At 47.5% G+C, this 24,131-nt stretch carries 20 protein-coding genes and 2 pseudogenes; 10 read left to right on the top strand and 12 right to left on the bottom strand.

The window, feature by feature from the left end; genetic code table 11:
* Positions 1-92 precede the first annotated feature (92 nt).
* Positions 93-524, top strand: coding sequence for a MarR family winged helix-turn-helix transcriptional regulator (locus tag NBZ79_RS05885; RefSeq protein ID WP_251936317.1), 432 nt, complete (start codon positions 93-95; stop codon positions 522-524).
* 39 nt (positions 525-563) lie between these two features.
* Positions 564-2,768: a molybdopterin-containing oxidoreductase family protein gene (locus tag NBZ79_RS05880; RefSeq protein ID WP_251936314.1), complete on the top strand. Its 2,205-nt coding sequence runs from the start codon at positions 564-566 to the stop codon at positions 2,766-2,768.
* Positions 2,769-3,190: 422 nt separating this feature from the next.
* Here NBZ79_RS05880 and NBZ79_RS05875 read toward each other — a convergent pair whose 3' ends face one another.
* The 5 genes from NBZ79_RS05875 to NBZ79_RS05855 all read right to left on the bottom strand — a co-directional run bounded on the left by NBZ79_RS05875 (position 3,191) and on the right by NBZ79_RS05855 (position 9,118).
* Positions 3,191-3,652 (bottom strand): hypothetical protein, encoded by a 462-nt coding sequence (locus NBZ79_RS05875; protein WP_251936312.1) that lies wholly within the window; start codon positions 3,650-3,652, stop codon positions 3,191-3,193.
* Between the two features lie 326 nt (positions 3,653-3,978).
* Entirely contained in the window at positions 3,979-4,305 is a 327-nt protein-coding gene (locus NBZ79_RS05870) for a hypothetical protein (RefSeq protein ID WP_251936309.1), read from the bottom strand.
* 565 nt (positions 4,306-4,870) lie between these two features.
* Positions 4,871-5,908, bottom strand: coding sequence for a TAXI family TRAP transporter solute-binding subunit (locus NBZ79_RS05865; protein WP_251936306.1), 1,038 nt, complete (start codon positions 5,906-5,908; stop codon positions 4,871-4,873).
* Positions 5,909-5,948: 40 nt separating this feature from the next.
* Positions 5,949-7,856 (bottom strand): TRAP transporter permease, encoded by a 1,908-nt coding sequence (locus NBZ79_RS05860; RefSeq protein ID WP_251936304.1) that lies wholly within the window; start codon positions 7,854-7,856, stop codon positions 5,949-5,951.
* A gap of 17 nt (positions 7,857-7,873) precedes the next feature.
* A complete protein-coding gene (locus NBZ79_RS05855; protein ID WP_251936301.1) occupies positions 7,874-9,118 on the bottom strand; it encodes an acyl-CoA dehydrogenase family protein in 1,245 nt (414 codons plus the stop codon).
* Positions 9,119-9,221: 103 nt separating this feature from the next.
* On the opposite strand from NBZ79_RS05855, the gene NBZ79_RS05850 reads away from it, so the two are divergent.
* From NBZ79_RS05850 to NBZ79_RS05825, 7 genes and pseudogenes are all read left to right on the top strand, one after another.
* Positions 9,222-10,454, top strand: coding sequence for a CaiB/BaiF CoA transferase family protein (locus NBZ79_RS05850; protein WP_251936298.1), 1,233 nt, complete (start codon positions 9,222-9,224; stop codon positions 10,452-10,454).
* A pseudogene (locus tag NBZ79_RS19755) lies at positions 10,451-10,639 on the top strand (hypothetical protein); the annotation flags it as partial. The gene NBZ79_RS05850 and the pseudogene NBZ79_RS19755, both read left to right, overlap by 4 nt.
* 150 nt (positions 10,640-10,789) lie before the next feature.
* On the top strand, positions 10,790-11,284 hold the full coding sequence (locus NBZ79_RS19750) for an IclR family transcriptional regulator domain-containing protein (protein WP_251936296.1): 495 nt from the start codon (positions 10,790-10,792) through the stop codon (positions 11,282-11,284).
* 19 nt (positions 11,285-11,303) lie between these two features.
* Positions 11,304-12,395: an NAD(P)H-dependent flavin oxidoreductase gene (locus tag NBZ79_RS05840; RefSeq protein ID WP_251936293.1), complete on the top strand. Its 1,092-nt coding sequence runs from the start codon at positions 11,304-11,306 to the stop codon at positions 12,393-12,395.
* A gap of 40 nt (positions 12,396-12,435) precedes the next feature.
* Entirely contained in the window at positions 12,436-13,611 is a 1,176-nt protein-coding gene (locus NBZ79_RS05835; protein ID WP_251936290.1) for an acyl-CoA dehydrogenase family protein, read from the top strand.
* Between the two features lie 69 nt (positions 13,612-13,680).
* Complete coding sequence (locus NBZ79_RS05830; RefSeq protein WP_251936287.1) at positions 13,681-15,921, top strand: arylsulfatase; 2,241 nt, start codon at positions 13,681-13,683, stop codon at positions 15,919-15,921.
* A 1-nt stretch (position 15,922) separates the two neighbouring features.
* A pseudogene (locus NBZ79_RS05825) lies at positions 15,923-16,045 on the top strand (DDE-type integrase/transposase/recombinase); the annotation flags it as partial.
* A gap of 49 nt (positions 16,046-16,094) precedes the next feature.
* On the opposite strand, the gene NBZ79_RS05820 reads toward NBZ79_RS05825, so the two are convergent.
* The 7 genes from NBZ79_RS05820 to NBZ79_RS05790 all read right to left on the bottom strand — a co-directional run bounded on the left by NBZ79_RS05820 (position 16,095) and on the right by NBZ79_RS05790 (position 22,744).
* Positions 16,095-17,120: a ubiquinone biosynthesis protein COQ4 gene (locus tag NBZ79_RS05820; RefSeq protein ID WP_251936284.1), complete on the bottom strand. Its 1,026-nt coding sequence runs from the start codon at positions 17,118-17,120 to the stop codon at positions 16,095-16,097.
* An 86-nt stretch (positions 17,121-17,206) separates the two neighbouring features.
* Positions 17,207-17,755, bottom strand: coding sequence for a hypothetical protein (locus NBZ79_RS05815; RefSeq protein ID WP_251936281.1), 549 nt, complete (start codon positions 17,753-17,755; stop codon positions 17,207-17,209).
* A 227-nt stretch (positions 17,756-17,982) separates the two neighbouring features.
* A complete protein-coding gene (locus NBZ79_RS05810; RefSeq protein WP_251936278.1) occupies positions 17,983-18,234 on the bottom strand; it encodes a hypothetical protein in 252 nt (83 codons plus the stop codon).
* Positions 18,235-18,426: 192 nt separating this feature from the next.
* Positions 18,427-19,830: an APC family permease gene (locus NBZ79_RS05805; RefSeq protein ID WP_251936276.1), complete on the bottom strand. Its 1,404-nt coding sequence runs from the start codon at positions 19,828-19,830 to the stop codon at positions 18,427-18,429.
* Positions 19,831-20,182: 352 nt separating this feature from the next.
* A complete protein-coding gene (locus NBZ79_RS05800; protein WP_251936273.1) occupies positions 20,183-20,479 on the bottom strand; it encodes a hypothetical protein in 297 nt (98 codons plus the stop codon).
* 255 nt (positions 20,480-20,734) lie between these two features.
* Positions 20,735-21,961: a CaiB/BaiF CoA transferase family protein gene (locus NBZ79_RS05795; RefSeq protein ID WP_251936271.1), complete on the bottom strand. Its 1,227-nt coding sequence runs from the start codon at positions 21,959-21,961 to the stop codon at positions 20,735-20,737.
* A gap of 12 nt (positions 21,962-21,973) precedes the next feature.
* Positions 21,974-22,744 (bottom strand): IclR family transcriptional regulator, encoded by a 771-nt coding sequence (locus tag NBZ79_RS05790; protein WP_251936268.1) that lies wholly within the window; start codon positions 22,742-22,744, stop codon positions 21,974-21,976.
* Positions 22,745-23,086: 342 nt separating this feature from the next.
* Between NBZ79_RS05790 and NBZ79_RS05785 the strand changes: the two genes are divergently transcribed.
* Positions 23,087-24,079 carry a TAXI family TRAP transporter solute-binding subunit gene (locus NBZ79_RS05785; protein WP_251936266.1) on the top strand — a complete coding sequence of 331 codons (993 nt, stop codon included), beginning with the start codon at positions 23,087-23,089 and terminating at the stop codon, positions 24,077-24,079.
* Positions 24,080-24,131: the final 52 nt, after the last annotated feature.

Here is a 24,131-nt window from a genome sequence, read left to right as displayed (position 1 = left end):
CTAGAAATTTGCTCAATTTACGCAGACACAGCCACTCAAGTATACATTGGAGCAAAAAAGGGGTATATACCCTTAAATAACGGGGGTAATCAATGGACCAAGATATACCGCAAATTTGCCTATGCATCGAACTTCGAAGCGCCGCGCAAAAACTGACTAAAATTTATGACAAGGCTTTGAAACCTGTCGGCATTACGGTCACCCAGTTTTCACTGCTACACAAAGTACAGCACTTGGATCATCCTACACTCAATGATCTGGCTAAGGCGACTGATCTAGATCGCAGTACTTTAGGACGAAACCTTCGATTGCTTCAAAATATAGGATTAATCAAAATGCAATCGGGAACAGATGCTCGTACCAAAATCATCCACCTCACCAAAAGTGGACATCGCCTCTTCGATCAAGCAGCCCCACTATGGCAGAAGGTTCAATCGACATTGAAAAACCGGCTCGGCGAAGATAAACGATCAGTTTTAACCGAGCTATTGACGGATCTAAGCAGTGATCCCGCCCTTTCCTGATACAACCATATCAAAAATAACGAGCATGGAGACTTAATCATGGCCAAAAACACAGAGACCAAATACTCCGTCTGCACTATTTGCGATGCCGGATGTCAACTTCGCTCGGAAGCCGTGGACGGCAAGTTAGAGCGGATAATGGCACATGACAATCCAATGCTGGCCCGGAATATTTGCTACAAAGGTGTCGCGGCTCCAGATATTCACAATCATAAAGACCGGTTGCGAGTTCCGTTAAAGCGCATCGGCAAGCGCGGCGAAGACAAATGGCAAGAGATTTCATACGATCAGGCCATGGATGAGATTGCTGATCGACTTAAGTCAGTTGTAGACCGCTATGGTGCAGAGGCGTTAGCCGTTTCAACTTCAGGCTGGAATACCCAGACCACCCACAGCACTGACCGTCGATTTATGAACCTGCTGGGATCTCCAAATTGGATCAGTGGTGTCGCCTTATGTGCTGGTAATACGGCGGCAGTGAACCGGATCACTTATGGCTGGTTTCCGCAGCCTGACTACGCCAATACCAAATGTATCGTATTATTCGGGCATAATCCGAGAAAGCACTCATGGACCCCCATTTACAATGCCATCAATTTGGCCCGCTCTCGTGGCGCGAAGGTAATTGTGCTGGATCCACGTGTATCTGATCAGGCTGAAAAGGCCGATTTGCATTTAGGATTACGCGCCGGTACTGACGCCGCCATGTGCCTCGGCTGGTTAAAGGTAATTATTGATGAAGACTTATTCGATCAGTCATTCGTAAATGAATGGTGCCTTGGCTTTGATGATTTACGTAAACGCGTAGATGAGTATCCGCTGGAACGAGTGGAAGCTATTACTGGAGTGGATCGTGAACTGATTGCCGAAGCAGCACGCCTATATGCGAATTCGGATGGCGCTACAATCCCATGGACTCCCATCACTGATCAGCAGATTTCCTCCACTTCGGCAATTCGCCTGCATTCTATTTTACGCGCAATAACTGGTAATCTTGATATCAAAGGTGGCGAAACTCTTGGCGGTTTTAATGCAGATTATATTCCGGAATCCGAAATAGGATTACACGATGCGTTGTCATCCGAACAAAAAGCCAAGCAACTTGGCTTTTATGACCATCCGGCTTTTACCTATCGCGTGGCTGAAATACTGAAAGATCCCACAGAAAAAACTTGGGGGTATCCCTACGCTGATATTGTTATGGGCTGTCAAATGGCCAATCCAACCCATGTATTTCGGGCGATGGCTACTGGCGACCCGTATCCTGTTAAAGCTCTTTTCACCTTGGGGAACAATACCCTTCTCAGCTATCCCAATCAGCATCAGATTCTTGAAGGTCTGATGAACCAGGATCTAATCGTAGCACATGAAATTTTCATGACTCCGACAGCTATGCTCGCAGATTATGTGTTACCCGGAGATGTATTTTCAGAACGCAACCACATTGGCGATAGTTGGAGTTGGGCTAACCGGCTGACGTTGTCGCAGAAAATTGCCGAGCCGCCAGAGCAGGCCAGCAGCACTTTCCAGTTTTGGACAGATCTGGCGCACAGAATGGGGTTTGCTGAGCATTTCCCTTGGTCCAGTCTGGACGATATGCTGGACCATAGGTTATCGCGTTCCAACCGCACATTTGCGGAATTTGAAGCGACCAGTTTTATGGAAATCCCGGCTCCCGTATATCAGAAATATCTTCAAACAGGTTTTGCTACACCGTCCGGAAAAGTCGAACTATATTCAAGTATACTGGATGATCTTGGATTTGATCCGTTACCTTATTATCGTGAAGGCCCTGCTTTATGTGAAAAATATCCTTATGCCGTATTTACCGGGGTGCGCGAGGATTCGTTTTTCCAGACGGGCCAACGAAATATCCCGGTCTTACGTGAACGTTCACCGTCACCCAAATTATTTCTGCATCCTGCAGATGCTACAGCGGAAAACGTTGTCGAGGGTGACTGGGTTAAATTGGAAACCAAGATCGGTACTGTCAAAGCGAAGATCTCGATCCATAATACCATGAAAGTTGGCCACATACGCGTCCCCCACGGTTGGTGGTATCCTGAACTAAAGGGTGTGGAAGAATTGGCCGGCGCATTCATATCCAGTGACGCCGTGCTGTGTTCAGATGATGATGAATTTCTCGATTATGAGCAAGGTATTCCGCATTTTAAAGGCTTTCCGGGTCGAATTACGAAAATCAACGCGCCTCAAAACATGTCTTCAATGGTGCTAAAAGGTTGAAGAACATTGCCAGGGGTGTTCCGTTGCTCACGAAGGTGAAGCCCATGAAGACGTCATAAAAATACGATAACCGGCAATGCTTCTACATCGATCATGAAACGTTATACGCAGAATGACCGCTACTCGCCGCTCAAACGATAGTATTTTATCTCAATTTCTTCTTTCACCGCCTCAAATCAGTTGAGTAACATTGTTTGTTGTCGATCGAAACCTTTCCGCTGGTGGCCTTTGCGCGTAATCGAAGTCGGCTTTGTAGAGTTGCTCGAACTAAATCGGACACTGTCTGTCAGCGCGGCTCTGACGCATAACAGGTGAGCCCAAATTAGTGCCGCCCCCCCCCATAACTGGATTCTCGGAACGACAATAATTGGAGCGCTGGAGAATGAAGGGCGGATGCCATCGCACCGCCCTTCTTAACAACATCAAGAATTGAGGAAACAGGGTATCTTGCTAAAAGTTAGCCTGCTTGGAAACATCGGACCTTGCAACGCAGATAAGGCTGCTACAATGACGGCCTTATTCTGACACCGTATCGATTCGTCGTCATGGATGCCTTTGATATAAAGCCGACAGTCATGAAAGTAAGAATTATACCAGGCGATTTCCAGGAGCGTTATTGCTTCACGCAAATCATAGCATTCTGAGATTTCCAATCGTTCAAGCAAGCCTTGAACCTTGCGCAACAAACAATTTATTTGCAGATCATCGATTTTATCGGAATGACTCAAAATGAAATTGGTCACGTTCAAGCAATAGTTTTTAATCTGAAAATTGTTGCAAGTATATTCTTCAATAACGTCAAACTGTAATAGCTGAATTAATCTACTTTCAAGGGAAATACTGGTGTCCTGCAAAAATGCGGTTTCTATAGTAATATTTTTCATCTTATCCTCTGCAAAAAATAAAGTACCGGCTCAGTGGATAAAATTTGAGCTAATTGTAAAGCAATCAAAAATTGAATTTAAACTCATACAACCTATAAGTTTTATAAAAAATTTAAATAATTAGTTACTTAATATTTTATAAATTATTGGTTTTATTGAAATAAATTATCTTTCTGGACAACATCAGATTACCTGAATTATCGAATAAGTAGTATATAACCTATTAGTGTGTAGTCAATACTATATATGCGTGAAATTCGAATCAGGGAAATGAGAAAAGAGCCTCATAACTTGAAACTCTTTTCTCCAAACTCTTTAAAAGTGTATTAATTATGCTGAAGCCAGGTCCAAGCGCGGGAAAACCCTTTTGCAGAAAATTCGTCACTTACTTCCAACAGCAAGAAGCTATCGTCGCCCAAGCTGGCCTCGCTTCTTTGTAGGCTTGAACGCACGACATCCAACGGGAGGGATGTCCTCATAAAAAAGCCAAACACTAGGCCGTCTCTTGAACGAAAAACTTGCTGTAATTCGCCATCAGCCAGCCGTTTTAAAACCGATATTATTTCAGGCACGTCATCGGCAATTCTTTGCAGGGTTGAGACCGCACACAACTCCACTAGAATAAAACACATTTTTGAATTGGGTTGCTTCATAGCTTGAGGCTACCGCTCATATCTAGTGATGCGCAATGCAGACATTGTCTTTGATTAAGTTTGACAAAAAAGAAGGCCTGCTCAATCAAGCTATAAATAGGTTGCCAAAGCACGTAATCTTGCGAGGTAAAGCCGTACATCTCCCGACAGCTGCCCGGCTTAAAATCCTAAGCTTCTCTATGATTCAGCTCTTGAATCTGCAGGGTTCAGGGGCGAATCTGTCTCGGCAATTTTCCCTGTGTAACAGGGAAAAAACGGGGAACTCTGGCCAATTCGGCGTAATCTTCGCTTAAAATACTCTAAAATTATTTGTAAAACAGAGAAGCTAATGTTGAGAACAGGGTAATGTTTCAACATTTTTACTCTTACAAGGCCACGGAGACGATGACCATTTTGACAAAAATTTCTTGGAATATTCAATGCCCATAAATCGTTGCTGTTCAACGGTATACAGAGTTCTAAGCTTCCTCAAAATCAAATTTTATGATGAAGTTGCTAACGGCATAATGCTCCGCCTGCACCCTAACCGCGGCCGTAGCTCCGGCCGCGGATCGGTTTAACTAGATTATTTGGCTTCTGGCGGGACAATCTCGTCTGGCACATCAATGCCCACTTCCTTGTAGTATTTATAGGCGCCCATATGGAGCGGCATATTCATTTGCTCAAGTGCGGTTTGCGGTGTGATGACTTTCATCCAAGCAGCCGCAGCAGCCAATTCCGAATTATGAGTGAGCGCTGTTTTGGTAATATTGTAGGCATCTTCTTCGCTCATCCATTTGTTGGCACCAAGACCAACGGTAGTGTTCAACAACCGCACGCTTCCCTCATTGGCCATGTTTGGATATTGATCCGATGACAGCATAACAAAACTACGTCCTGGCAAGGAAGACGCTCGTTTCATTTCCTCGGATTCAAGAGCACTATCCGGAATTCCAAGAACACGAAACTCACCCAACACAGCAATTTGTTCTATTTGAGCATTTGGGATGGACGTTGGTACAAAATAGACATCAACTTGCCTGTCCTGAAAAGCCTGTGCGGCAGAACTCCAATCGAGATTTATAGCGTCATAATCCGTCTTCGCTTCATACCCTGTCGATCCTTTAATAATCTGACCGACAACAGTCCGGGCAGCCCCAGAGGGAGGTCCGGTAAATACCTTCTTGCCCTTGATGTCCGCGAGAGATTTGATCCCTGAATCAGCCCAGACAATTCCGTGATAAGCGCCAAGAGGGTAATTTAGAATACCCCGAAGGTTGGCGAATAGCTCCGGCGCATCTTCCATCTTCTTGTACATCCGCAAGCCATTTTTCATAAAATGATTGATAGAGACCGCGGTAACATACAAATCCAGCTCTCTTTTGGCGGCATCAACGGCTTGTCTAGTCGCTGGTGCCCCAGTGGAAAGTTGAACTTTGTAACCATTGTTTTTCTTCAATAATTCAATCAAAGTGATGGAAAAGGTTGTCGACGGAGATGCTGCGCCGAGCGATGCCATTTTAAAGTTATCCTGTGCCCCGGCGACTTGAGACATGCCCAAGACCAAACCGAATCCGACTGCCATTGATTTGGCAAATCCAATGTATTTTTTAGCGTTTTTCATTGTAATCCTCCTCTGTATCTAAAAAAATTGCATATATTTTTTATAGTTTTTGCGTGTCTTTCCTGCGTGCCTGCATTCTCCTTTGGATAACGATCAGAATACCAATCACAAGCAGACCCATTTGAAGGGCTGGAACCTGGATAAGCAGACCCACACCGACAAGCGCACGAAGTGAACGCTCTATCGAGCCAAGATTTCCTCCCTCATACCCAATCATCGCGGTATTGATCAGCCAGATGGCAAACGCAAGACTGACACTGACTCTTACGAAGCTTTCAAGATCAAAGCTGCCAACAAGCAGAAGTGAGGGTTCATACACGAAAATAAAAGGGATGATAAAACCGACAATGGCCAATCGAACAGCGGCGATAGCTGTTGAAAATGGATGGGCGCCGGCGATGGGTGCGGCCGCGAAAGCACCAATGGCAACGGGCGGCGTGATGGCGGACAGAACACCGAAGTAAAAAACAAACATATGGGTCGGAATGAGCTCGGCCCCTAGTTTCTGCATGACGGGCCCGAGAACAAGGATAATGATCAGATATGCTGGTAGGGTTGGCATTCCCATGCCTAGTACCAATGCCGCCAGTGCCGTCGTCAGTAAGGCAGCAAACAGGGAGTATTCACTGAATTCTGCAACGACGGATGCGAAAGCCAAGCCGAGGCCTGTCAGGTTAAGAACACCAAGTATGACACCAATGCAACCGACAGCGACAATGATCCAGGCGCAGGCGCGACCGGCCTTCTTCAATACCTCCCAAATAACCCGGGGGTTCTCTCTGTTCCTTTTGTTAAAGCCTCCAAGAATAACTGCCGCAACTATTGCCCAGAAACCAGCCAGAGCAGGAGATCGTCCCATGACCAGAACGAAGACTATTGTAAGGATTGGGATTACAAATAATAAGCACGCGACCAAGTCCTGTTTGTTAAGGGGTGGACGCTCGCTTTTCGGGATAGGTTCAATGCCGCTTGCACCAGCCTGAATAGAGATAGAGGCAAATAGAGAACCATAGTAAAAAAGTGCCGGAATCAGCGCAGCAATACATATTGTCGTATAGGCGCTTCCAGTTAGGTCCGCCATTAAGAAGGCAGCCGCACCCATAACCGGAGGGACAATTTGGCCGCCGGTAGATGCCGCAGCTTCAATTCCTCCCGCTGTAGCGGCCGGAAACCCGCGCCGCTTGATCATGGGAATTGTAAAGGAGCCTGTCCCCACGACGTTTGCAGTGACGCTTCCCGACATACTTCCAAATACCGCACTGGCAACTACAGCTGAATGCGCAGGCCCACCGCGCGTCCGGCCTGTTAAGGCAACGGAGGCCCGAATAAGCGCATCACTCGCCCCGCTTCCCTCTAGAACGACGCCAAACACGACAAAAATCAGAACGACTTGCAATACGACACCCATGGGTAGCCCATAGACACCTTGGAAGCTGTACCAAATTGTCTGCATAGAACGGTTCAGGCTAAAACCCGAATGATTTAGGAAGCCCGGCAGATACTCACCATATAAGCAGTATAGAATACCCAATGCAGCTATTATTACGATGGGCAGCCCGAAAAGACGCCGGGTCGTTTCCAATAGGACCAATACACCTGCGAAGGCAATGGCAATATCAGCCGTCTCGTACTCGAACAGGGTCTCTTCAATGAGCCGCATAATCTCAATGAATTTTAATGTTGCAATCACGAATATGACGATCAACAACAAGTCAAAAGCCCATAGCGCAACTTTGAACGGACCACTTGGCAGGTCGCCCGATTTTAAGCGCTTGTCCGCCAACAAGTTGTTCAGCAATGCGACAATAACCGCACCACATAATATCCAAGACCTGGATAAAGTAATATCCCAGCCACCAGCCATCGCAACGTATATTGCCTGCAAGGCAATAACCGCACCAACTATCGCGGAGAACCAGTTGAGGGTTGATTTAAGGCTTGAGGTCAATAATGAATTCCTTCTCCCTAGGCCGCTGACGGCGCAATATAAGGACAATCCGCTATCGACCAGTCTGGTAGTGGTTCAGTTTTGTAAATCTGGCGCAAATGGACTTCGTCAGGGCCATCCCCAATGCGTAACCAGCGAGAGTAGGTCCAAGCATGATGGATTAAAGTATCGTCCGTTCCGCCCATGGCGCCAAAAAGCTGTATGGCCCGATCTGTAATCTTCTGAAGCATGCGCGGTGTCGCAACTTTTATCTGCGATACAGCACGCCAGGTATTTCTATCTGAACTGTTATCGAGCATCCAAGCTGCCCGTTGGATAAACAACCGCGTCTGCTCAATGTCTATTCGGGCTTCGGCGATCCATTTCTGCACTGTATCGTATTCAACAATAGTTCTTCCAAATGTTTTTCGCTCCTGCGCACGGGCGACCATTTGCGCCAGAACCATTTCTGCAAGCCCAATGCAACGCATGCAATGATGTATCCGCGCGGGCCCGAGACGAACCTGCGCTCCCTTAAAGCCCTCCCCGCGAATACCGAGTAGGTTTGAAGCAGGCACCTTGACGTTTTCAAATTTGATCTCGCCAATTGGGGCCACGTGATCCGTCCATCCCATAAACCTAAGATCGCGAACAATTTTCAGGCCCGGAGTGTTGATCGGGACGATGACCATACTATGCTGAGCGGTGCGCCCTGCTTCCGGATCACTCACTCCCATTACAATCAGAAATGAACAGTCAGGATGTGCGGCACCCGTCGAAAACCATTTGTGCCCGTTGATTACGATCATATCGTCTTCAAATTCGATTTTGGTCTCAATATTCGTTGCATCAGAAGACGCCACCGATGGCTCAGTCATGGCAAACGCCGACCTGGTTTCCGCCTCCAGCAGCGGCTTTAGCCAGCGAGCTTTTTGCTCACGTGTCGCAATCGATTGGAGCATCGCCATGTTTGGTACTTCTGGCGCATGACAGTTAAACGCCATGGATCCCCATGGAAGCCGCCCCAGTATTTCAGCAATTGGAGCAAACTCCAGATTACTCAGGCGGGTCCCCGGCTCATCCGGTGCTAGATCCGGCAACGCGAGATTCCATAAACCAAGGGATTTTGCTTTGGCCTGAATTTCCTTGATGAAGGACGGCGCCTGACCTTCACGACCAACTTCTTGCACCCATTCACGATGTCGCGGCAAGATTTCAGATGCAAAAAACATCTCTACGCGACGGACTAAATCTTCTGTTTCGGGTGAATAATTGAAATTCATTATCGTTATTTTTCATTTATTAATACAATTGACAAATATGTTTTAATTATCGTAACAATATATGTCAATAGCTAACTAGAAAAAGAGAAACCAGGATTTTCAAATGGACGAAACAGGCAGCAAGATGGGCGAAGCAAGTGGCAAGGGCCCGTTATCAGGTCTTCGAATTCTGGACATCGCCACAATTATCGCCGGACCGTTTGCCGGAACGCTGCTGGCTGATTTTGGCGCCGATGTTGTAAAGCTTGAACTTCCCGAAACGGGAGACGGTATGCGCGGGTTTCCACCCTTTAAAGAAGGAAAATCGCTGTGGTGGAAGGCCGCCAATAGGGGCAAGAAATTTGGTACCCTGGATCTTCGAAAAAAAGAAGGAGCGGAACTTCTTTTGAAGATGCTGCCCAAATTTGACGTCTTAATCGAAAATTTCAGACCTGGAACCCTTGAGAAATGGGGATTGGATCAAGCAACTCTCTGGAAAGCCAACCCAAAGCTTGTCATTCTCAGAGTAACAGCATTTGGACAATATGGCCCTTATGTTGACCAGCCTGGTTTCGCTCGCATATTCGAAGCAATGGGCGGTCTTACCCATATTACCGGAGAACCGGAAGGCCTTCCCATGCATACAGGATATCCGCTGTCCGACGCGATCGGTGGACTGTTCGGCGCCATGTCAATTCTCGCCGCGCTTTTTCAAGTTGCAAGACACCCTAAGCAAGTTGGGGAAGAGATTGACTTGTCCCTTACTGAAGCAACCTTTCGGCTACTGGACTTTCTTGCCGTTGAATATGATCAATTAGGAACAGTGAGAGAACGGAGTGGCAATCGGAACCAATATTCGGCGCCTTCCGATGTTTATATGACCAGTGACAAATGCTATGTCTCTTTAGCTGGCAGCACCAATTCAACTTTTCTTGCAAATGCGTGTGCAATTGGTCGCCCGGAATTGGTTGAGGACCCGAGGTTTAGCAGCAATGGTTTGAGGGTTCAAAATGCGGTCGAGCTTGACCGCCTTTTTGGTGGGTTCATTGCCTCACATACTCTGGAGGAAGTTCTAGAAGCATTTTCCAAAGCAAAAGGAACAATCGCTCCAATATATTCCGTCGATCAGATTTTCAAGGATCCACAGTATACCGCAAGAGAGGCCATCGTTTCAGTCCCAGATGACGATTTCGGATCTGTTCGGCTTCAGGCCGTGACGCCTAAATTTACCCGTTATCCCGGAAACATAAGATGGACAGCGAAGAATCTGGGGGCAAACAATGTCGCTCTCTATGAAAATCTGCTAGGAATGTCCGTTGATGAAATCAACGCCTATCGGGAGCGAGGGATTATATGACGAACCTTTCCAGTAGATCTTCAGGAAATCACAACAAGCATCTATTTTTAAAAGACAAATTGGTAGAAAAAGATGCCTCTTTGTCCTTGACTTTAATCCGTGGGATGGAAATATTAGGGTGCTTCCGAGACGCAGAAGAGGTCCTGACAAACATACAGATTGCGAAACGGCTTGAAATCAATAAAGCGACGGTTTCACGACTCTGTAAAACACTAATGGCACTTCAGTACTTGCGTAGGAATCCGAAAGGAGGTTTCAGGCTGGCTCCTGGAATTTTGGCGCTTTCATATCCTATATTATCGTCCATGAAATGGCGGCAAAAAGCGGTAGGGCTTATGTCAGAATTTGCAGAATTTGCGAAAGGGAATACATCTCTCGCCGTCTTCAATGGGGCAGATACAGTTTACATTCAGACTGCAGGAGATACCTCGAATTTCCCTCATGTACCGGAGATGGGAATGACTATCCCCCTCGCGAATACAGCAACAGGCAGGTCTCTCCTGTCCATGCTTTCAGACGAACAGCTTGCCCTTAAACTGGAGGAAATCGAAAGCCAATATCCGGGATCTCTGGAAGCGTGTGGAACGCGTATTGAAGAGTCCATCAAAAGCTGCAAAGAGAAGGGTTATTGCATTTCATTTGGTGAATGGCGCGAAAATATGCATGCCATGGCAGCGCCTATTGGCAAGACATCGGATGGTCTTGACGTGACAATTTCCTGCGGTATTCCAGCCTATCGAGCCCGCAAGGAAGAGGTTGAAAATGATCTTGCCCCTCGGCTTGCTTCAGTTGCGGAAAACTTGCGCCTCATAAATATCTTTGGAAACTAATAATAAAGGACATGACGTTATGGAGCTTGCCACACCGATTTGTAAAGAAATGGGAATTCGATATCCGATCTTCGGCCTTGCTCATAGTATTGATGTCATGGTTGCCCTTGGAAAAGCAGGTGGATACCCGGTTTTTGGTGCGGCCAGAAGTATGCCTGAAGAGATCGCCGCCGAAGCAAAGATAATGCAGGAGGAATTGGACGGCCTGCCCTTCGGTATCGATTTAATGATCCCCGCGTCTGTCGGCGAAGAAACAGATCGGAAGAAGGTTGTTGATAGCTTACCGCAAGAACACAAAGATTTCGTAGCTGGTCTAGCTGAAAAGTACCATGTTCCTGAAGCAACCAAGCCTACCTTCTTTTCTTCACAGACCCGGTCACAGCAATTATTTGAAGAACAAATGGCCGCAACACTTGAATCCGGCACCCATAGTTTTGCTTCTGCTGTCGGCATGCCACCGGAAATGATAGGTCGCGCCAAGCGATACGGGAAAAAGACGATCTCATTGGTCGGTGCACCCCGCCACGCTGCCAAGGCCCGCGACGCTGGTGTCGACTTGATTGTTGCCCAAGGCTATGACGCTGGTGGACATACTGGACCAATCGGCACTTTTTCCTTGGTGCCCCAAATTGTTAAGGCGGCTGGTGACATACCTGTTTTGGCTGCCGGAGGTGTAGGCCACGGCTGTCATATTGCGGCATCTCTCGCCCTTGGTGCGCAGGGTGTCTGGCTCGGCACTGCCTGGCTTACCTCCAAGGAGCATGCGTTATCTGATGTGCTCACTCAAAAGCTTTTGAAGGCAACAAGCCTAGATACGGAGATATCTTATAGCCACAGCGGTAAACCAGCCCGTCTTATTAAAACGGCATGGACTGAAGAATGGAATAAGGAAAGCGCCCCTACGCCACTTTCAATGCCTTATCAGCAGGTTCTTACTGCTGATATTATTGCAGGTATAAATGAGCATGAAGTCGAGCCCCTGATCTATGACGCCACGGGACAGTGTATCGTGTGGTTCAATGAGCTAAAGACTGTAGATGAAATTATGAAACGGTTGGTTTCAGAGACCAATGACTCGTTTGCCAATATCACACGTTTGACAGGCGCCTGACCCCCACCGCTAAATCGATATTCGAAAGCGAATAATAAAAATGATACGAGATACCGAAGCAAACGAAATATTTCTGGCCAAAATCCGTCAATGGGTCGAGAACGTCGCGATCCCTAACGAAGACCGGGTCGCCTCTCTCAATGAAGTCCCCCAAGACCTCGTCGATGACATGCAGAGGAGTGGATTTTTCGGATGGTCCGTTCCCGAACAATACGGCGGCGCAGGTTTGACAACTGAAGAACTTGTGTTTGCGGCCTTCGAACTCTCTTACTGCTCTGTCGCGTTTCGGGCTCGGGTTGGATCTAATACCGGTATTGGCAGCGAATCCCTTATTGTTGATGGAACCGGCCAGCAAAAGAACGCCTTTCTTCCCAAGCTGGCGAACGGTGATATTGTTGGTTGCTTTGCTCTCACGGAAAAAGAAGCAGGGTCTGAGGCTACTGCGCTCAAAACAACAGCAATTCGCGATGGTGACAGCTTTATTCTAAACGGATCCAAGGCTTATATCACCAACGCCCCTATTTCAGACCTGTTCACCGTTTTTGCTCGAACAGATGTAAACGACCCAACCCATAACGGGATCAGCGCGTTTCTGGTTGATCGCGATACACCGGGATTATCTGTTGGCCCTGCCTATAAAATGATGGGGCAATCTGGGTCTCCAGTATCTGAAGTATACTTTGAAAACTGCCGCATTCCGGCAACCCGTATTTTAGGAGGCAAGGAAGGAGTTGGTTTTAAAACGGCTATGAAGGCCTTGAACAAGCAACGAATTCACTTGTCTGCACTGAGTACAGGTCCGGCAATGCGAATGCTGGATGAAGCTACCAAGCATGCTCTAGAGCGCCAACAGTTTGGAGCCCCAATTGCAGACTTCCAGCTTGTTCAGGCTATGATCGCGGATAGCCATACGGAAATCGCTGCCGCTCGTGCACTCATTCTGGAAACGGCCCGCAAGCGGGATGACGGTGGCGATGTGACACTTGAAGCCTCCATGTGCAAATATTTTGCGACCGAAATGTGCGGACGGGTTGCAGATCGTGCCGTTCAAATTTTTGGAGGCTCTGGTTATGTGGCGGATTATAGCAATATCGAACGCTTCTACAGAGATGTACGGCTCTTCAGATTATATGAAGGAACCAGTCAGATACATCAGCTCAACATCGCAAAAAATACAAAGAAACAAGTTTCTGAAAGGGGAACTATTCGCAGGTAGTCTCACTGAATTTCTATGGTTGCCAGAATAAATAACACGCCTATTACGCAGGCGAAAAAGGATAAACTGATGGAAGAAACCAAGCCATGGTGGCCTGATCCGGTCCTACCGCCGAAGGGCGCCCCTAACATTCTAGTAGTTCTTTTCGATGATGTCGGTTTTTCTGATTTCGGATGTTACGGCTCTTCGATCCGCACCCCTGCGATAGATGCCATTGCAGCTTCAGGCCTTCGCTATACAGGGTTCCATACAACGGCCATGTGTTCAACAACCCGCGCGTCTCTTCTAACGGGAAGAAACCATCATTCGGTAGGAGTTGGATGCCTCGCAAATTTTGATAGCGGCTATCCCGGCTATCGGGGAAAGATTGCTAAATCGGCTGGTACACTCGCCGAAATGCTAAGGCCTCATGCATATCGCAATTACATGATCGGAAAATGGCATGTCACACCGCTAAGTGAAAGCGGCCCTACAGGGCCATTTGACGGATGGCCTTTGAGTCGCGGATTTGATCGGTTCTACGGATTTCTTGATGCGGAAACAGACCACTATGCACCTGAGTTGATCAGGGACAACGGCCATATCGACCCGCCGGGAGATTTTGTCTCAGGCTATCATTTGACAGAGGATTTGGTTGATCAGTCCATTCGACTACTAGCGGATCACCAGGCAGGTGGAGAGGAACATCCGTGGCTGTTGTGGTGTGCTTTTGGGGCCTGCCATGCACCTCATCAGGCGCCGAAGGGCATCATAAAAAGCTATGACCCCATGTTTGAAGAAGGGTGGGACAAAGAACGCCAAAAACGTATGGCTCGGCAAATGGAAATGGGGATAGTCCCGCCCGGCACAGACATGCCACCGCGAAATGATGGTGTAAAGGAATGGGAAAGTCATAGCCCGGAGGAACGCCGCCTTTTTACACGGCTGCAATCTGCCTATGCCGGCATGCTGGATCATACTGACCAACAAATCACCCGACTAATCGACTTTTTGGAAAAAACAGGACAAAAAGATAATACTCTTATTCTGGTTTTATCGGACAACGGCGCTAGCCAGGAAGGTGGGCGAAATGGGCTCGTCAACGCCATGGGGCCGTTCAATCTGAGGCCTGAACCTATGGCCGAAAAAATAGCACGAATTGAGGATATTGGTGGACCGGATACACATTCGAACTTTCCCCATGGTTGGGCAATGGCGGCAAACACACCGTTAAAAAGATATAAACAGAATACGCACGGCGGTGGAATCCGAGATCCACTCATTATTTCTTGGCCAGAAAACATCTTGGCCAAGGGAGAATTACGGCATCAGTTTGCTCATTGCAGCGATCTTGTCCCTACCCTACTCGATTTGATATCGATCGAACCACCAAGCCAAATCAACGGTGTTGAGCAACAGCCAATTGAGGGGCATAGCTTCAAGCAAAGCCTTTTTCAAGTAGATGCGCCATCTCGGGAAGCTCCACAGTATTTTGAAATGTTCGGACATCGTGGCCTTTGGCAAGACGGATGGAAAGCTGTCGCGTTCCATCCCATGGGCACTCCGTTTGAGGAAGATAATTGGGAACTTTACAACCTGGAGGAAGATTTCTCCGAGGCCCACGATCTCGCAGGTGTTCATCCGGACCGGCTGTCAGAAATGATTAGCAATTGGTGGGAGGAAGCAGAGAAGCACAAAGTTCTTCCCTTGGACGATCGCTTTGCTCCGCGCTTTGCCGAAAATGCGGAACGATTGCAAGGTGCCCGCAATAAAGCCGTTTTCCATCGCGGCGTTGGCCACATTCCATCAGACGTAGCGCCAGATCTTCGTAGTCGTGATTACAGGATAGAGGCGGATGTGGATATACCAAAAAAGGGCGGACAAGGCGTTCTGATCGCTCACGGTGACAGCACCTCAGGATATAGCCTTTTTCTACGCGATGGCTTTTTGGTACATGATTTGAATATAGGTGGCGAGCATGTCGTCGTGACATCGGATAAACCCGTGGAGCCTGGACGGCGCTTGCTTGGGATAAAGGTGGAACGACTAACGCGCGAGGAAAAACCTAAAATGGGTATCGGCATGGGCAAAAGCCGCTATACCCTGTTGATTGATGGGGAACCAGCGGGCAGAATCGAAAGTCACCTTGGTTTCTTTATGCTGATTTCATGGTCCGGGCTGGATATCGGACGGGACCGCGGAAATCCTGTTGGAGACTATGATTCCCCCTTTGAATTCAATGGTTTTCTCCGTAAAATCACCGTTCATATGGCGAAGCAAAAAAACTTGGACGGTGAAGGGGTCGGCAAAGCTGAAATGGCACGGGAGTGAGGGTGAGGCTTTGGATTTCCTCCTACAATCCTGAAGAAACACAAAAGCTGCCTTGAAACTGATGAGAAAACTATTGAAGATGCAGGGTTTCGCGCCAACGCAAATCGTCACAGATAAACTGAAATTACAGCAAAGCCGCTCTGAAGCATTTGGCGTTAATGCCAAATTTTCCTTCAGATTTTCAAAGTCGCAGGTTTGATCAATTCATCATTAGCTCTTTCATAAGGTTTTCCGAGCGGCCCACACCATTTATCAGTTGGGCCGCTGACAAGCATTCCTTGCTCTGAAATGTTGAACCGCTTTCGAATATCAGATAATTTCTCGGTTGCCAGCGCATAAAAATCGTAATCTTCGTCCAAATAGTTTTCAGTGCAGGCTTGTCCTCGTTCCATTGCCAGGAATGCAATTTCTGGATCAAACTGATTGATCCAGGTAGGGATGGTAGAATCAATTGTCATAGCTATTTGAAATTGAGCCACTAAAGCAACTAAGGCTGATGAATAATCTATTTTTGAAATTCCCGCATCAAAAAACTGGACCGCAATTTCACCCAGTGGGGAGGTGGAATAGCCTGACAAAACATGATGGAAATCGTGTTTGATCAGCGCATTTGAGAAGTAGTTATCAGGTTTACCGGGCAAATTAAATCCGTTGTCGTCATAATATCTCAGCATTTCATGGCCGAGTGTACCCTCAGGTAGATTGCGATAACTCTGATAGCGGGCTAGCAATTTTTTATCCCCATCTAGCCTCAAACGTGCTTTAGCAATGTCCCAAACCTGGGTCAGAGCTCCTCCTCCCAGCTCTACTTTGGAAGCCTGCAAGACATGAAGGAAAATTCTCATTTTGTGATTTTCAACCAGCCCGGTCACCCCTAGAACAAAACCTTTCTCGAGTTTCCAATGCTTTGCCAGCTCTGCTAGGGTTTGTGCCCGCTTACCTTTGCCCTCGACTTCAAGAACAGCCATGATTGCCGCGATATGGATGACCTCGTGACGCATCTTAGCTTCTACTTCTTCGGCGGCCTCAGGAAGGTTGCCAGGTAAACTTTCAAGATCAATATGCGATATCAACAGATGCTTAGCAATCGCCTCAATGGTACGACGATGTATATCGTGCATCTCGATCGTTCCATTTGCCGTAGCAATCATTTTCAAGACCGCCATGATGTAGCGAGCTTGATCTTCATTGATGTCCATTATCTGGAACAAGCGTCCCCTCCCTTTGCATTGGATTTCCAAATATATTCACAGTTTTCCTCTTAACGCCTTGAATAACAAGCTAATTATGAGAAATTAAAAGGAATCCCAACTCCATATCCAAGCGTTGTAATTATTGAAAAACTGAAATAGATCAGTCTATTCCAGATCAGTCCGTTTTCAGTGGCCCCTAAATCAAAAGAACTGGGGCGAAAATTTTCGATCAATGCGTAGACAATGGTCCATGCAATTCCAACCATTAGATAGACGGTGATAGCCCCAAAAATGATGTCCCTGCTTACTTTTTCGGTAGAACTGATTCCGATTAGCAAGATGAGTGCGACATATATTGTGCAGGTCACCAGGATGAAATTGGCGATGTTAGCAACGGGATAATCTGATAAACTTGGATGCAGCCAAGTCAGATAGGCCCAGGGGACAGCAAATGAGAGGACAATGAGTGTTTGATGCCTGCTTTTGTCGACGACTAGAGTACAGGCAATAAGGACGAGTGAGAAAAGGGCCGGAAGAAGAACGGCACCCGTTGCCTCATCATCAATTATTGGCGATACCAGCAAAAGGATCATCAATGTCGCAAAGAGGCTTGTATGCTTGTTTTTTGAGATTACTTTCATTTCGAAATTTCTTACTCATGAAGTTGAAGTAATTATATTGATTTCTCCAATTGGCTCAGGTTTGAGGGAAAAAATTGCAATTGGAGGATTGTCGCCGAGCTTTTCAGCCTCGGCCGCTAAGGGAAAGACAAGCTGCTCTAGATGTATCTTTTAATACATCTAGATAATGTCCCGCTGGTTAGAAATGAGGTTGCTGAGATGGTCGCGCCCAAGCAGCTATGTGAACATTACAAATGTGAAAACTGCTTTGAGTCGGGCATTTGACTTTGCGTTATCTCACCATCGAGCTTTGTCACTACATCGGAGATGTCCTTCAACAGCATTTCGGCCATATCGCGGCTAAATCCTTCGCGGATGACGATCCGCAATACATGCAGATCTCCAGCGCCTTCGGGCATCGCATAAGCAGGCACCTGCCATCCGTGGAGCCGTAACTGTTCCGATATTGTATAGACAGTGTATTTCTCCGGGTTCTTCATCTTGAACGCAAAGACCGGAATAGTACTTCCATCGCTTAGAAGCTCAAACGGCCCAATCTCGGAAATATTTCGGGATAGATTCCTGCATTACGCGGCCCCCATAAGCAGGCGTGAGGGTTGAAGCGGCTTCTACTGCTGGAGATTTTTCTGTATCTTTTTTCATCTTCTGTAACTCGTTTTTTTAAAGGGGGCCTACCGGAGCCAACCAGACCGCCGGAAAGCAAATACTATAAAGGGAATGACGGTGACGGACACCACACCCGCAACCATCATTAGTTCAAAGGATGTAATTGACAGACCGCCAAGCACAGGCGGAATAAAACCAATAGCGAAGCAGGCAGCTGACGCCAGTAATCCAATCCCGGCAACAATCCAGATACCTATTTTTCCGCCCGGTACTTTGTAAGCCCGCTCCACCTCTGGATGGCTGTATCGCAGGCGGATGGCAGCCGCGTACATCAGGGCATACATAAGCGAATAGATGAGGACGGCGATGGAGGTGAGGATGAGAAAGGCTGTGTTCACGTCTTCAACAACCAAAAAGGACATCGCAATAAGTGATATCAGGGACGCTTGTAGTAAAAGAAGGTTTGTCGGCACTCCCTGAGAATTGACCTTTTGCGCCCAAACAGGAAGATTTCCTGCCTGGCCGGCTGCCAGTATCCCTTTTACAGGGCCCACAATCCAGGTGCTGACCTGGCCGGCTGCCCCCAAGGCGACAAGTACAGCAACGACGGGAGTAAGCCATATCAATCCGAAATGGGAAAAGAAGGCTGAGAACGCTTGCATGGCTCCGTTGATCTGGTCAATTGAGGCGGCCGGCAAAATAGCAGAAACGGCCATTCCTCCCATTAAGGTTAAGACGAATCCGATTGCCGCCGCGCTAAATACGGCAAGGGGATAAGTTCGATGAACATTTTTTACCTCTCTGGCATGGCTTGCCGACACTTCGACACCGACAAACCCGAATATAAAACTGAGGAAGAGGACTAGGTTGCCGGTTTCCCATATTGACGGGACCAGGTTTTTCACAGTCAGCTCGGTGTTAATCTGCAAGGCGTTACCCGTACCGACATATATGGCTCCTAGACCGATCAGCATCACAGTGGGCAAAAGAACACCGACTGAAACCGCGAATGTGCTGATCAAACCGGAGCCCTTGGTCCCCCGAAAATTCGCAATGGTTGCCGCCCAATATACAGCCAGAACAACCGAAACAATAAAGTACCTGTTGGACCCGAGAGACGGATCAAACGCATAGGCTAGGGATGCGGCAACATAGGCAACGATCGAGGTTATTCCAAATATACTCTGTGACCATTGCAGCCATACGGCAACAAAGCCGAGGCGTGTTCCGAAAGCAGCCTCAACCCAATGAAAAACACCATTTCTGGGCCAACCGGTGGCGAGTTCCGCCGAGACCAGGGCAACGGGGATCAAATAGGCAATAATGGTAATGATATTAAACGCAATCATCTTCATGCCGGTTTCAGCCATCATCGGCATGTTGCGCAAGGTCATGAACAAAGCTGCGGTGATCAGAGTGAGCGTTAACACGCCAATCTGATGTTTTTGTTCAGTCGAAACAGATTTCATTTTTGATTACCCGCCAGCAAGTTCGATTTTTATTAGAATTAGAAAGAACGCATGCACTGATTTGTCAATACTCTTTCGAAGTTCTATTCTTGGATAAGAGACACAGGCTCTTCCTTCCGGTTCTTCTTTTTCTTTTTTGGCATGCTCTAACTTTATGTATGTAATGAACTAGCAACGGCTGACGTAAAATAGTAGGCCAAGCCATGTGGCGCTGTTAGCTGGAAAACAATAGCAGCAAAAGAGTTCCGTCTTTGGCAGAATGTCCAGGTTAACAAGGGATACGGCCAGCGAAATTAAGCGCAGTACAAATCCTGGAACATAAATCAATGAATGGATGCCAGGTGATTAGATACTACTGACCACCAGCCTTCATCTTCTCATCAAAACGATTGACACCGCCTTTTACGCCGAAATCGAGTGTCGTCACATTATATGCCAGAGAAATAGATTCTTTTTCAAAGCGGTCATGGATCCTGACAATAGTCTCGTTCATCGCTTCAAGATAATCCGTCTGCTGCTTAAACTTAATCCGGAACCGGACTTCAAAATTGTAAGCAGAACTACTAATTTCTGTGAAGTAAAAGTCTATATCCTGATCTTGCAGTACCGCGTCAGTTTTTCTGAACTCGTCCAAAGCAACGGAACGCACATGAGCAAGGTTGTCGCCGTAGGCTACGCCGGTAGTTACAGATAATTTGAGGTCTTATCGCATGGCGTTTCAAACGGCTCCACGATCAATCTTTTGAGGTTTGGGCAATGGCAGCGAAAGCTCATTGTCTTTTTGTATCCGAGGAATATCTGCGACTATTAGAAGTTAATGTGACCATGCCCGCCGGTGACCACTTATTTTTGATGAAGCTTCTCTGCGCATACTGCAAGTGGATATGACAAGGTTAATATTCCGTCATATAACACCCTTTCGGCTTAGATCATCTATCTCTTCTTCACTCAAGCCAATCAATGATGATAGAATTTCGTCGTTGTGTTGGCCAAGGGTCGGCCCGGTGCTGTGAACTTTACCAGGAGCTTCGGTCATTACAGGTATTACGTTTTGCATTGTTACAGTGCCCAGTTCGCTATCGTCGACTTCGACGAATGATTTTCGATACTGAAGATGCTTTGATTCGAAAACATCGCGGGCATTATTGACAGGGCCCCCGGAGACGCCGTCTCGGGAAAAAATCTCCATGATTTCGTCTTGTGTATGACTGCCAATCCACGGAATAATGATTTGATCTAGGGCGTCAGCGTTTTCGACACGCGCCGAATTGGTAGCGTAATCTGGATTTTCAATCAAATCCGGGCGCCCTATAGCCCGTGCAAAGCGCTCAAATACAGGTTGCGCCGAAGCACTCATCGAAAACCAGCGCTTATCCTCTGTCAGATAGACATTACTGGGTCCAGCATATTGGCTGCGATTGCCGGAACGCTCGCGAACGACACCGAGCTGATCGTATTCGATTACTGAAAATTCAAGCATACGAAGCATAGAATCGACCAGCGACAGATCAATTTCCTCTCCGTGAGCATCTTTACGGGTTTTTTGACGGAAGCAGGCAATCAGAATACCAATGGCACCAAACATACCCGTGATCCCATCTGCAACAGGATATCCAATATGCATCGGTGGCTGGCCCGGTATACCGCAAAGCGAAGTGAATCCAGAATAGGCTTCGGCAATACGGGCAAAACCAGGGCGTGAGGCCATTGGTCCGCTCTGTCCGTACCCGGTAATTCTGAGGATAATTAAGTCTGGGTTCAATTCCATCAGGATTTCTTTGCTAAACCCATACCGATCCAGGGTTCCAGGTCGAAAATTTTCAGTTAATACATCAAACTTGGGGATCAAGCGGCGAAAAATTTCTTTCCCCTCTTCTTTACGTAAATCAAGCGTTATCCCTTTCTTGTTTCGGTTAGTAACCTTCCACCACAAGGGTGCGCCATCCTTATGAGGGGGGAGTTGACGCATGACATCTCCAGATTCAGGCAATTCCACCTTAACCACTTCGGCGCCAAAATCAGCAAGCAGCGTACTTGCAACCGGAGCCGCAATCATTGTCGAGATATCGAGAATACGCAATCCATGTAGGGGTTGGTTGTGTTCCTCGCTCAAGTCGTGATCCGTGTTCATGTGTCTAAGTTCCTATTGATGTTGTCGTGACAACTCTTTTGATATTTGAAGGGCGGCTTTCTTTGCGGTCCGGGCACAGTTTTCCATATATTCGTCTGCAGCGCGTGTTATCGGCATGACGACGCTGATTGCCCCACGAACGGTTCCATCGCTGCCGTGGATTGGCGCGGCGGCACCTGCCGCTTCTGAAGACCACTCGCCACGACCAATTGCCCAGCCGCGCTTTCGAACCAGGGCTAACCTGTCTAAAGCTTCGGCTTTGCTGACGGCTTTGTATTCCTGACCCGGTCTATCGTCGGCTTGCGCGAAAATCGTCTCAAGTTCGCTCTCAGACAGCTCAGAAATCAAACATTGACCTGCGGCACCCATATAAACCGGGCGACGGTCGCCGACTTCGAGGACAAAACGGACCTGCTGAAAACTTGGTAAAGAATGCGTGGTCACACGGTCCAGCTCTTCACGGACAATGAGGCAAACTGTTTCATTCGTATTTTGGCGGACTTCTTCCATATAAGTCAGGGCGCATTCGAATAGTCCGTCGCGATTTACTAGCTTGCGGGCCAGCCCTATACAGCCGAAAGACAACCGATAGAGGCCCGTTCGGGAATCGTGAACTAATAAACCCTCCATTACGAGGGTTCGTGCCAGACGCAAAACCGTCACTTTGTTTAAAGCCATGCGTTCGGTCAGTTCCTTTAGGGATAAATCGAGCGAGCCCCCATCGAAGCAACGCAATACTCTAACGGCACGGCTAACGGTCTGTAATGTGGTGTCCTTTTTCATATAAGGATCGCCTTTCACACGATATGATTGAGTTTCACTTATAGGTATCTTGTTACAATAATAGAAATATATACGCTCCCTCAAGCTTGTTTTCAATCTCCGAAAATCCTTCACCCAACTCCACCATCAATCCGATACGCGCTGATTTCCTGTTGACAATCATGCCCAATAATACCTAATATTACATTATTGTAAATAGAGTTTCACTATATGAAACTTTAAAAGCAGTTATTGACCGCATCAACGAAGCCAATTCCTGATTTCGGTGCTTCTGTTGCACCAGAAGGAGCGGCCTGAAGCGGACCTATAACTGGTAGAACTATCGGAACAGGAGATTTCATCTTGAAAAAGCGAAACTTAATACCAATCGTCGCGTCACTCGTCGCCTGCCTTGCTGTTTCACAGACCGCAGTTGCGGAGGAACTGGCGTTGTTTGCTGGTCCATTCGGTACAGGCAGCTATGCCCTGGGTAACGCCATAGAACAGATTTCAAAAAAGGCTGATGCAGGTGTCAACGTTGTTGCATCTGAATCACCCGGACTTGTCTTCAATGTCCGCAAACTTGCCAAGGAACCAGATTTAAAGACAGCTACTTTTACGCCTTATACTACCGGTCTTGGTTATTTGGCTGTTAACGGTCTGAAGCCGTTCAAGAAAAAACACCCACCCGCCAAACTTATTGCCAACTACCTCCTTGGCTCGGTCTGGTTGGCGACTTTCGATCCGGAAATCAAATCTATCAAGGATCTGGCCGGCAAACGTGTGGCCCTTGGGCGTCCGCCACAGATTTTATGGACGGTCGAACCTGAGCTGATTCTGAGCAAAGGTTGGGGCTTGCACGACGAGATTACGATTGAACGGCTTGGCACCAAGCCGGCCGCACAGGCGTTGCTCGACGGCAAAGTGGATGCTGCGATTATTGGCGGTTACGCAAATGTCTCCAGCGGTGAATTCAAGCCAAGCCCGCAAACCGCCGAACTGATGGCATCTGGACGTACCCTCTATCATATTCCATGGGGTAAAGACGCCGTACAGAAAACCATGGATTCCGGTGTCGGCATAAACCACCTTTCCGTTCCAACCGGCGCAGTCGCTGGTATGGACGCCCCGATGAACGGCTTTTTCGACGCCATCGCCTGGGTCGCCTATCCGGAACTTCCCGATGAAACCGTCTACAATCTGACCAAAATGATCATCGACCATGTTGGTGAGTTCAAGGAATACCACGCCCTCGGCAAATTAATGGCTCCTGGCACTCTGGCTTATGGCTGGAAGCCGGAGAACATTCACCCGGGCGCATTGAAAGCCTATCGGGAGGCAGGGTTGGTTAAGTAACCTCCGACAACAAATGAAAATCATCGATCTTCCCGTCGATCCGGTCAGGAAG

The sequence above is a fragment of the Sneathiella marina genome (genome assembly GCF_023746535.1).
Taxonomy (GTDB): domain Bacteria; phylum Pseudomonadota; class Alphaproteobacteria; order Sneathiellales; family Sneathiellaceae; genus Sneathiella; species Sneathiella marina.
This window is presented reverse-complemented; position numbering and strand designations above follow the sequence as displayed.

What these genes read in the sequence shown, in the direction of transcription:
- NBZ79_RS05875 (WP_251936312.1), bottom strand. Translation starts at nt 3,652, where the DNA reads ATGAAAAATATTACTATAGAAACCGCATTTTTGCAGGACACCAGTATT.
- NBZ79_RS05830 (WP_251936287.1), top strand. Translation starts at nt 13,681, where the DNA reads ATGGAAGAAACCAAGCCATGGTGGCCTGATCCGGTCCTACCGCCGAAG.
- NBZ79_RS19750 (WP_251936296.1), top strand. Translation starts at nt 10,790, where the DNA reads ATGTCAGAATTTGCAGAATTTGCGAAAGGGAATACATCTCTCGCCGTC.
- NBZ79_RS05870 (WP_251936309.1), bottom strand. Translation starts at nt 4,305, where the DNA reads ATGAAGCAACCCAATTCAAAAATGTGTTTTATTCTAGTGGAGTTGTGT.
- NBZ79_RS05795 (WP_251936271.1), bottom strand. Translation starts at nt 21,961, where the DNA reads ATGAACACGGATCACGACTTGAGCGAGGAACACAACCAACCCCTACAT.
- NBZ79_RS05840 (WP_251936293.1), top strand. Translation starts at nt 11,304, where the DNA reads ATGGAGCTTGCCACACCGATTTGTAAAGAAATGGGAATTCGATATCCG.
- NBZ79_RS05855 (WP_251936301.1), bottom strand. Translation starts at nt 9,118, where the DNA reads ATGAATTTCAATTATTCACCCGAAACAGAAGATTTAGTCCGTCGCGTA.
- NBZ79_RS05820 (WP_251936284.1), bottom strand. Translation starts at nt 17,120, where the DNA reads ATGGACATCAATGAAGATCAAGCTCGCTACATCATGGCGGTCTTGAAA.
- NBZ79_RS05810 (WP_251936278.1), bottom strand. Translation starts at nt 18,234, where the DNA reads ATGAAGAACCCGGAGAAATACACTGTCTATACAATATCGGAACAGTTA.
- NBZ79_RS05880 (WP_251936314.1), top strand. Translation starts at nt 564, where the DNA reads ATGGCCAAAAACACAGAGACCAAATACTCCGTCTGCACTATTTGCGAT.
- NBZ79_RS05815 (WP_251936281.1), bottom strand. Translation starts at nt 17,755, where the DNA reads ATGAAAGTAATCTCAAAAAACAAGCATACAAGCCTCTTTGCGACATTG.
- NBZ79_RS05805 (WP_251936276.1), bottom strand. Translation starts at nt 19,830, where the DNA reads ATGAAATCTGTTTCGACTGAACAAAAACATCAGATTGGCGTGTTAACG.
- NBZ79_RS05835 (WP_251936290.1), top strand. Translation starts at nt 12,436, where the DNA reads ATGATACGAGATACCGAAGCAAACGAAATATTTCTGGCCAAAATCCGT.
- NBZ79_RS05865 (WP_251936306.1), bottom strand. Translation starts at nt 5,908, where the DNA reads ATGAAAAACGCTAAAAAATACATTGGATTTGCCAAATCAATGGCAGTC.
- NBZ79_RS05850 (WP_251936298.1), top strand. Translation starts at nt 9,222, where the DNA reads ATGGACGAAACAGGCAGCAAGATGGGCGAAGCAAGTGGCAAGGGCCCG.
- NBZ79_RS05790 (WP_251936268.1), bottom strand. Translation starts at nt 22,744, where the DNA reads ATGAAAAAGGACACCACATTACAGACCGTTAGCCGTGCCGTTAGAGTA.
- NBZ79_RS05885 (WP_251936317.1), top strand. Translation starts at nt 93, where the DNA reads ATGGACCAAGATATACCGCAAATTTGCCTATGCATCGAACTTCGAAGC.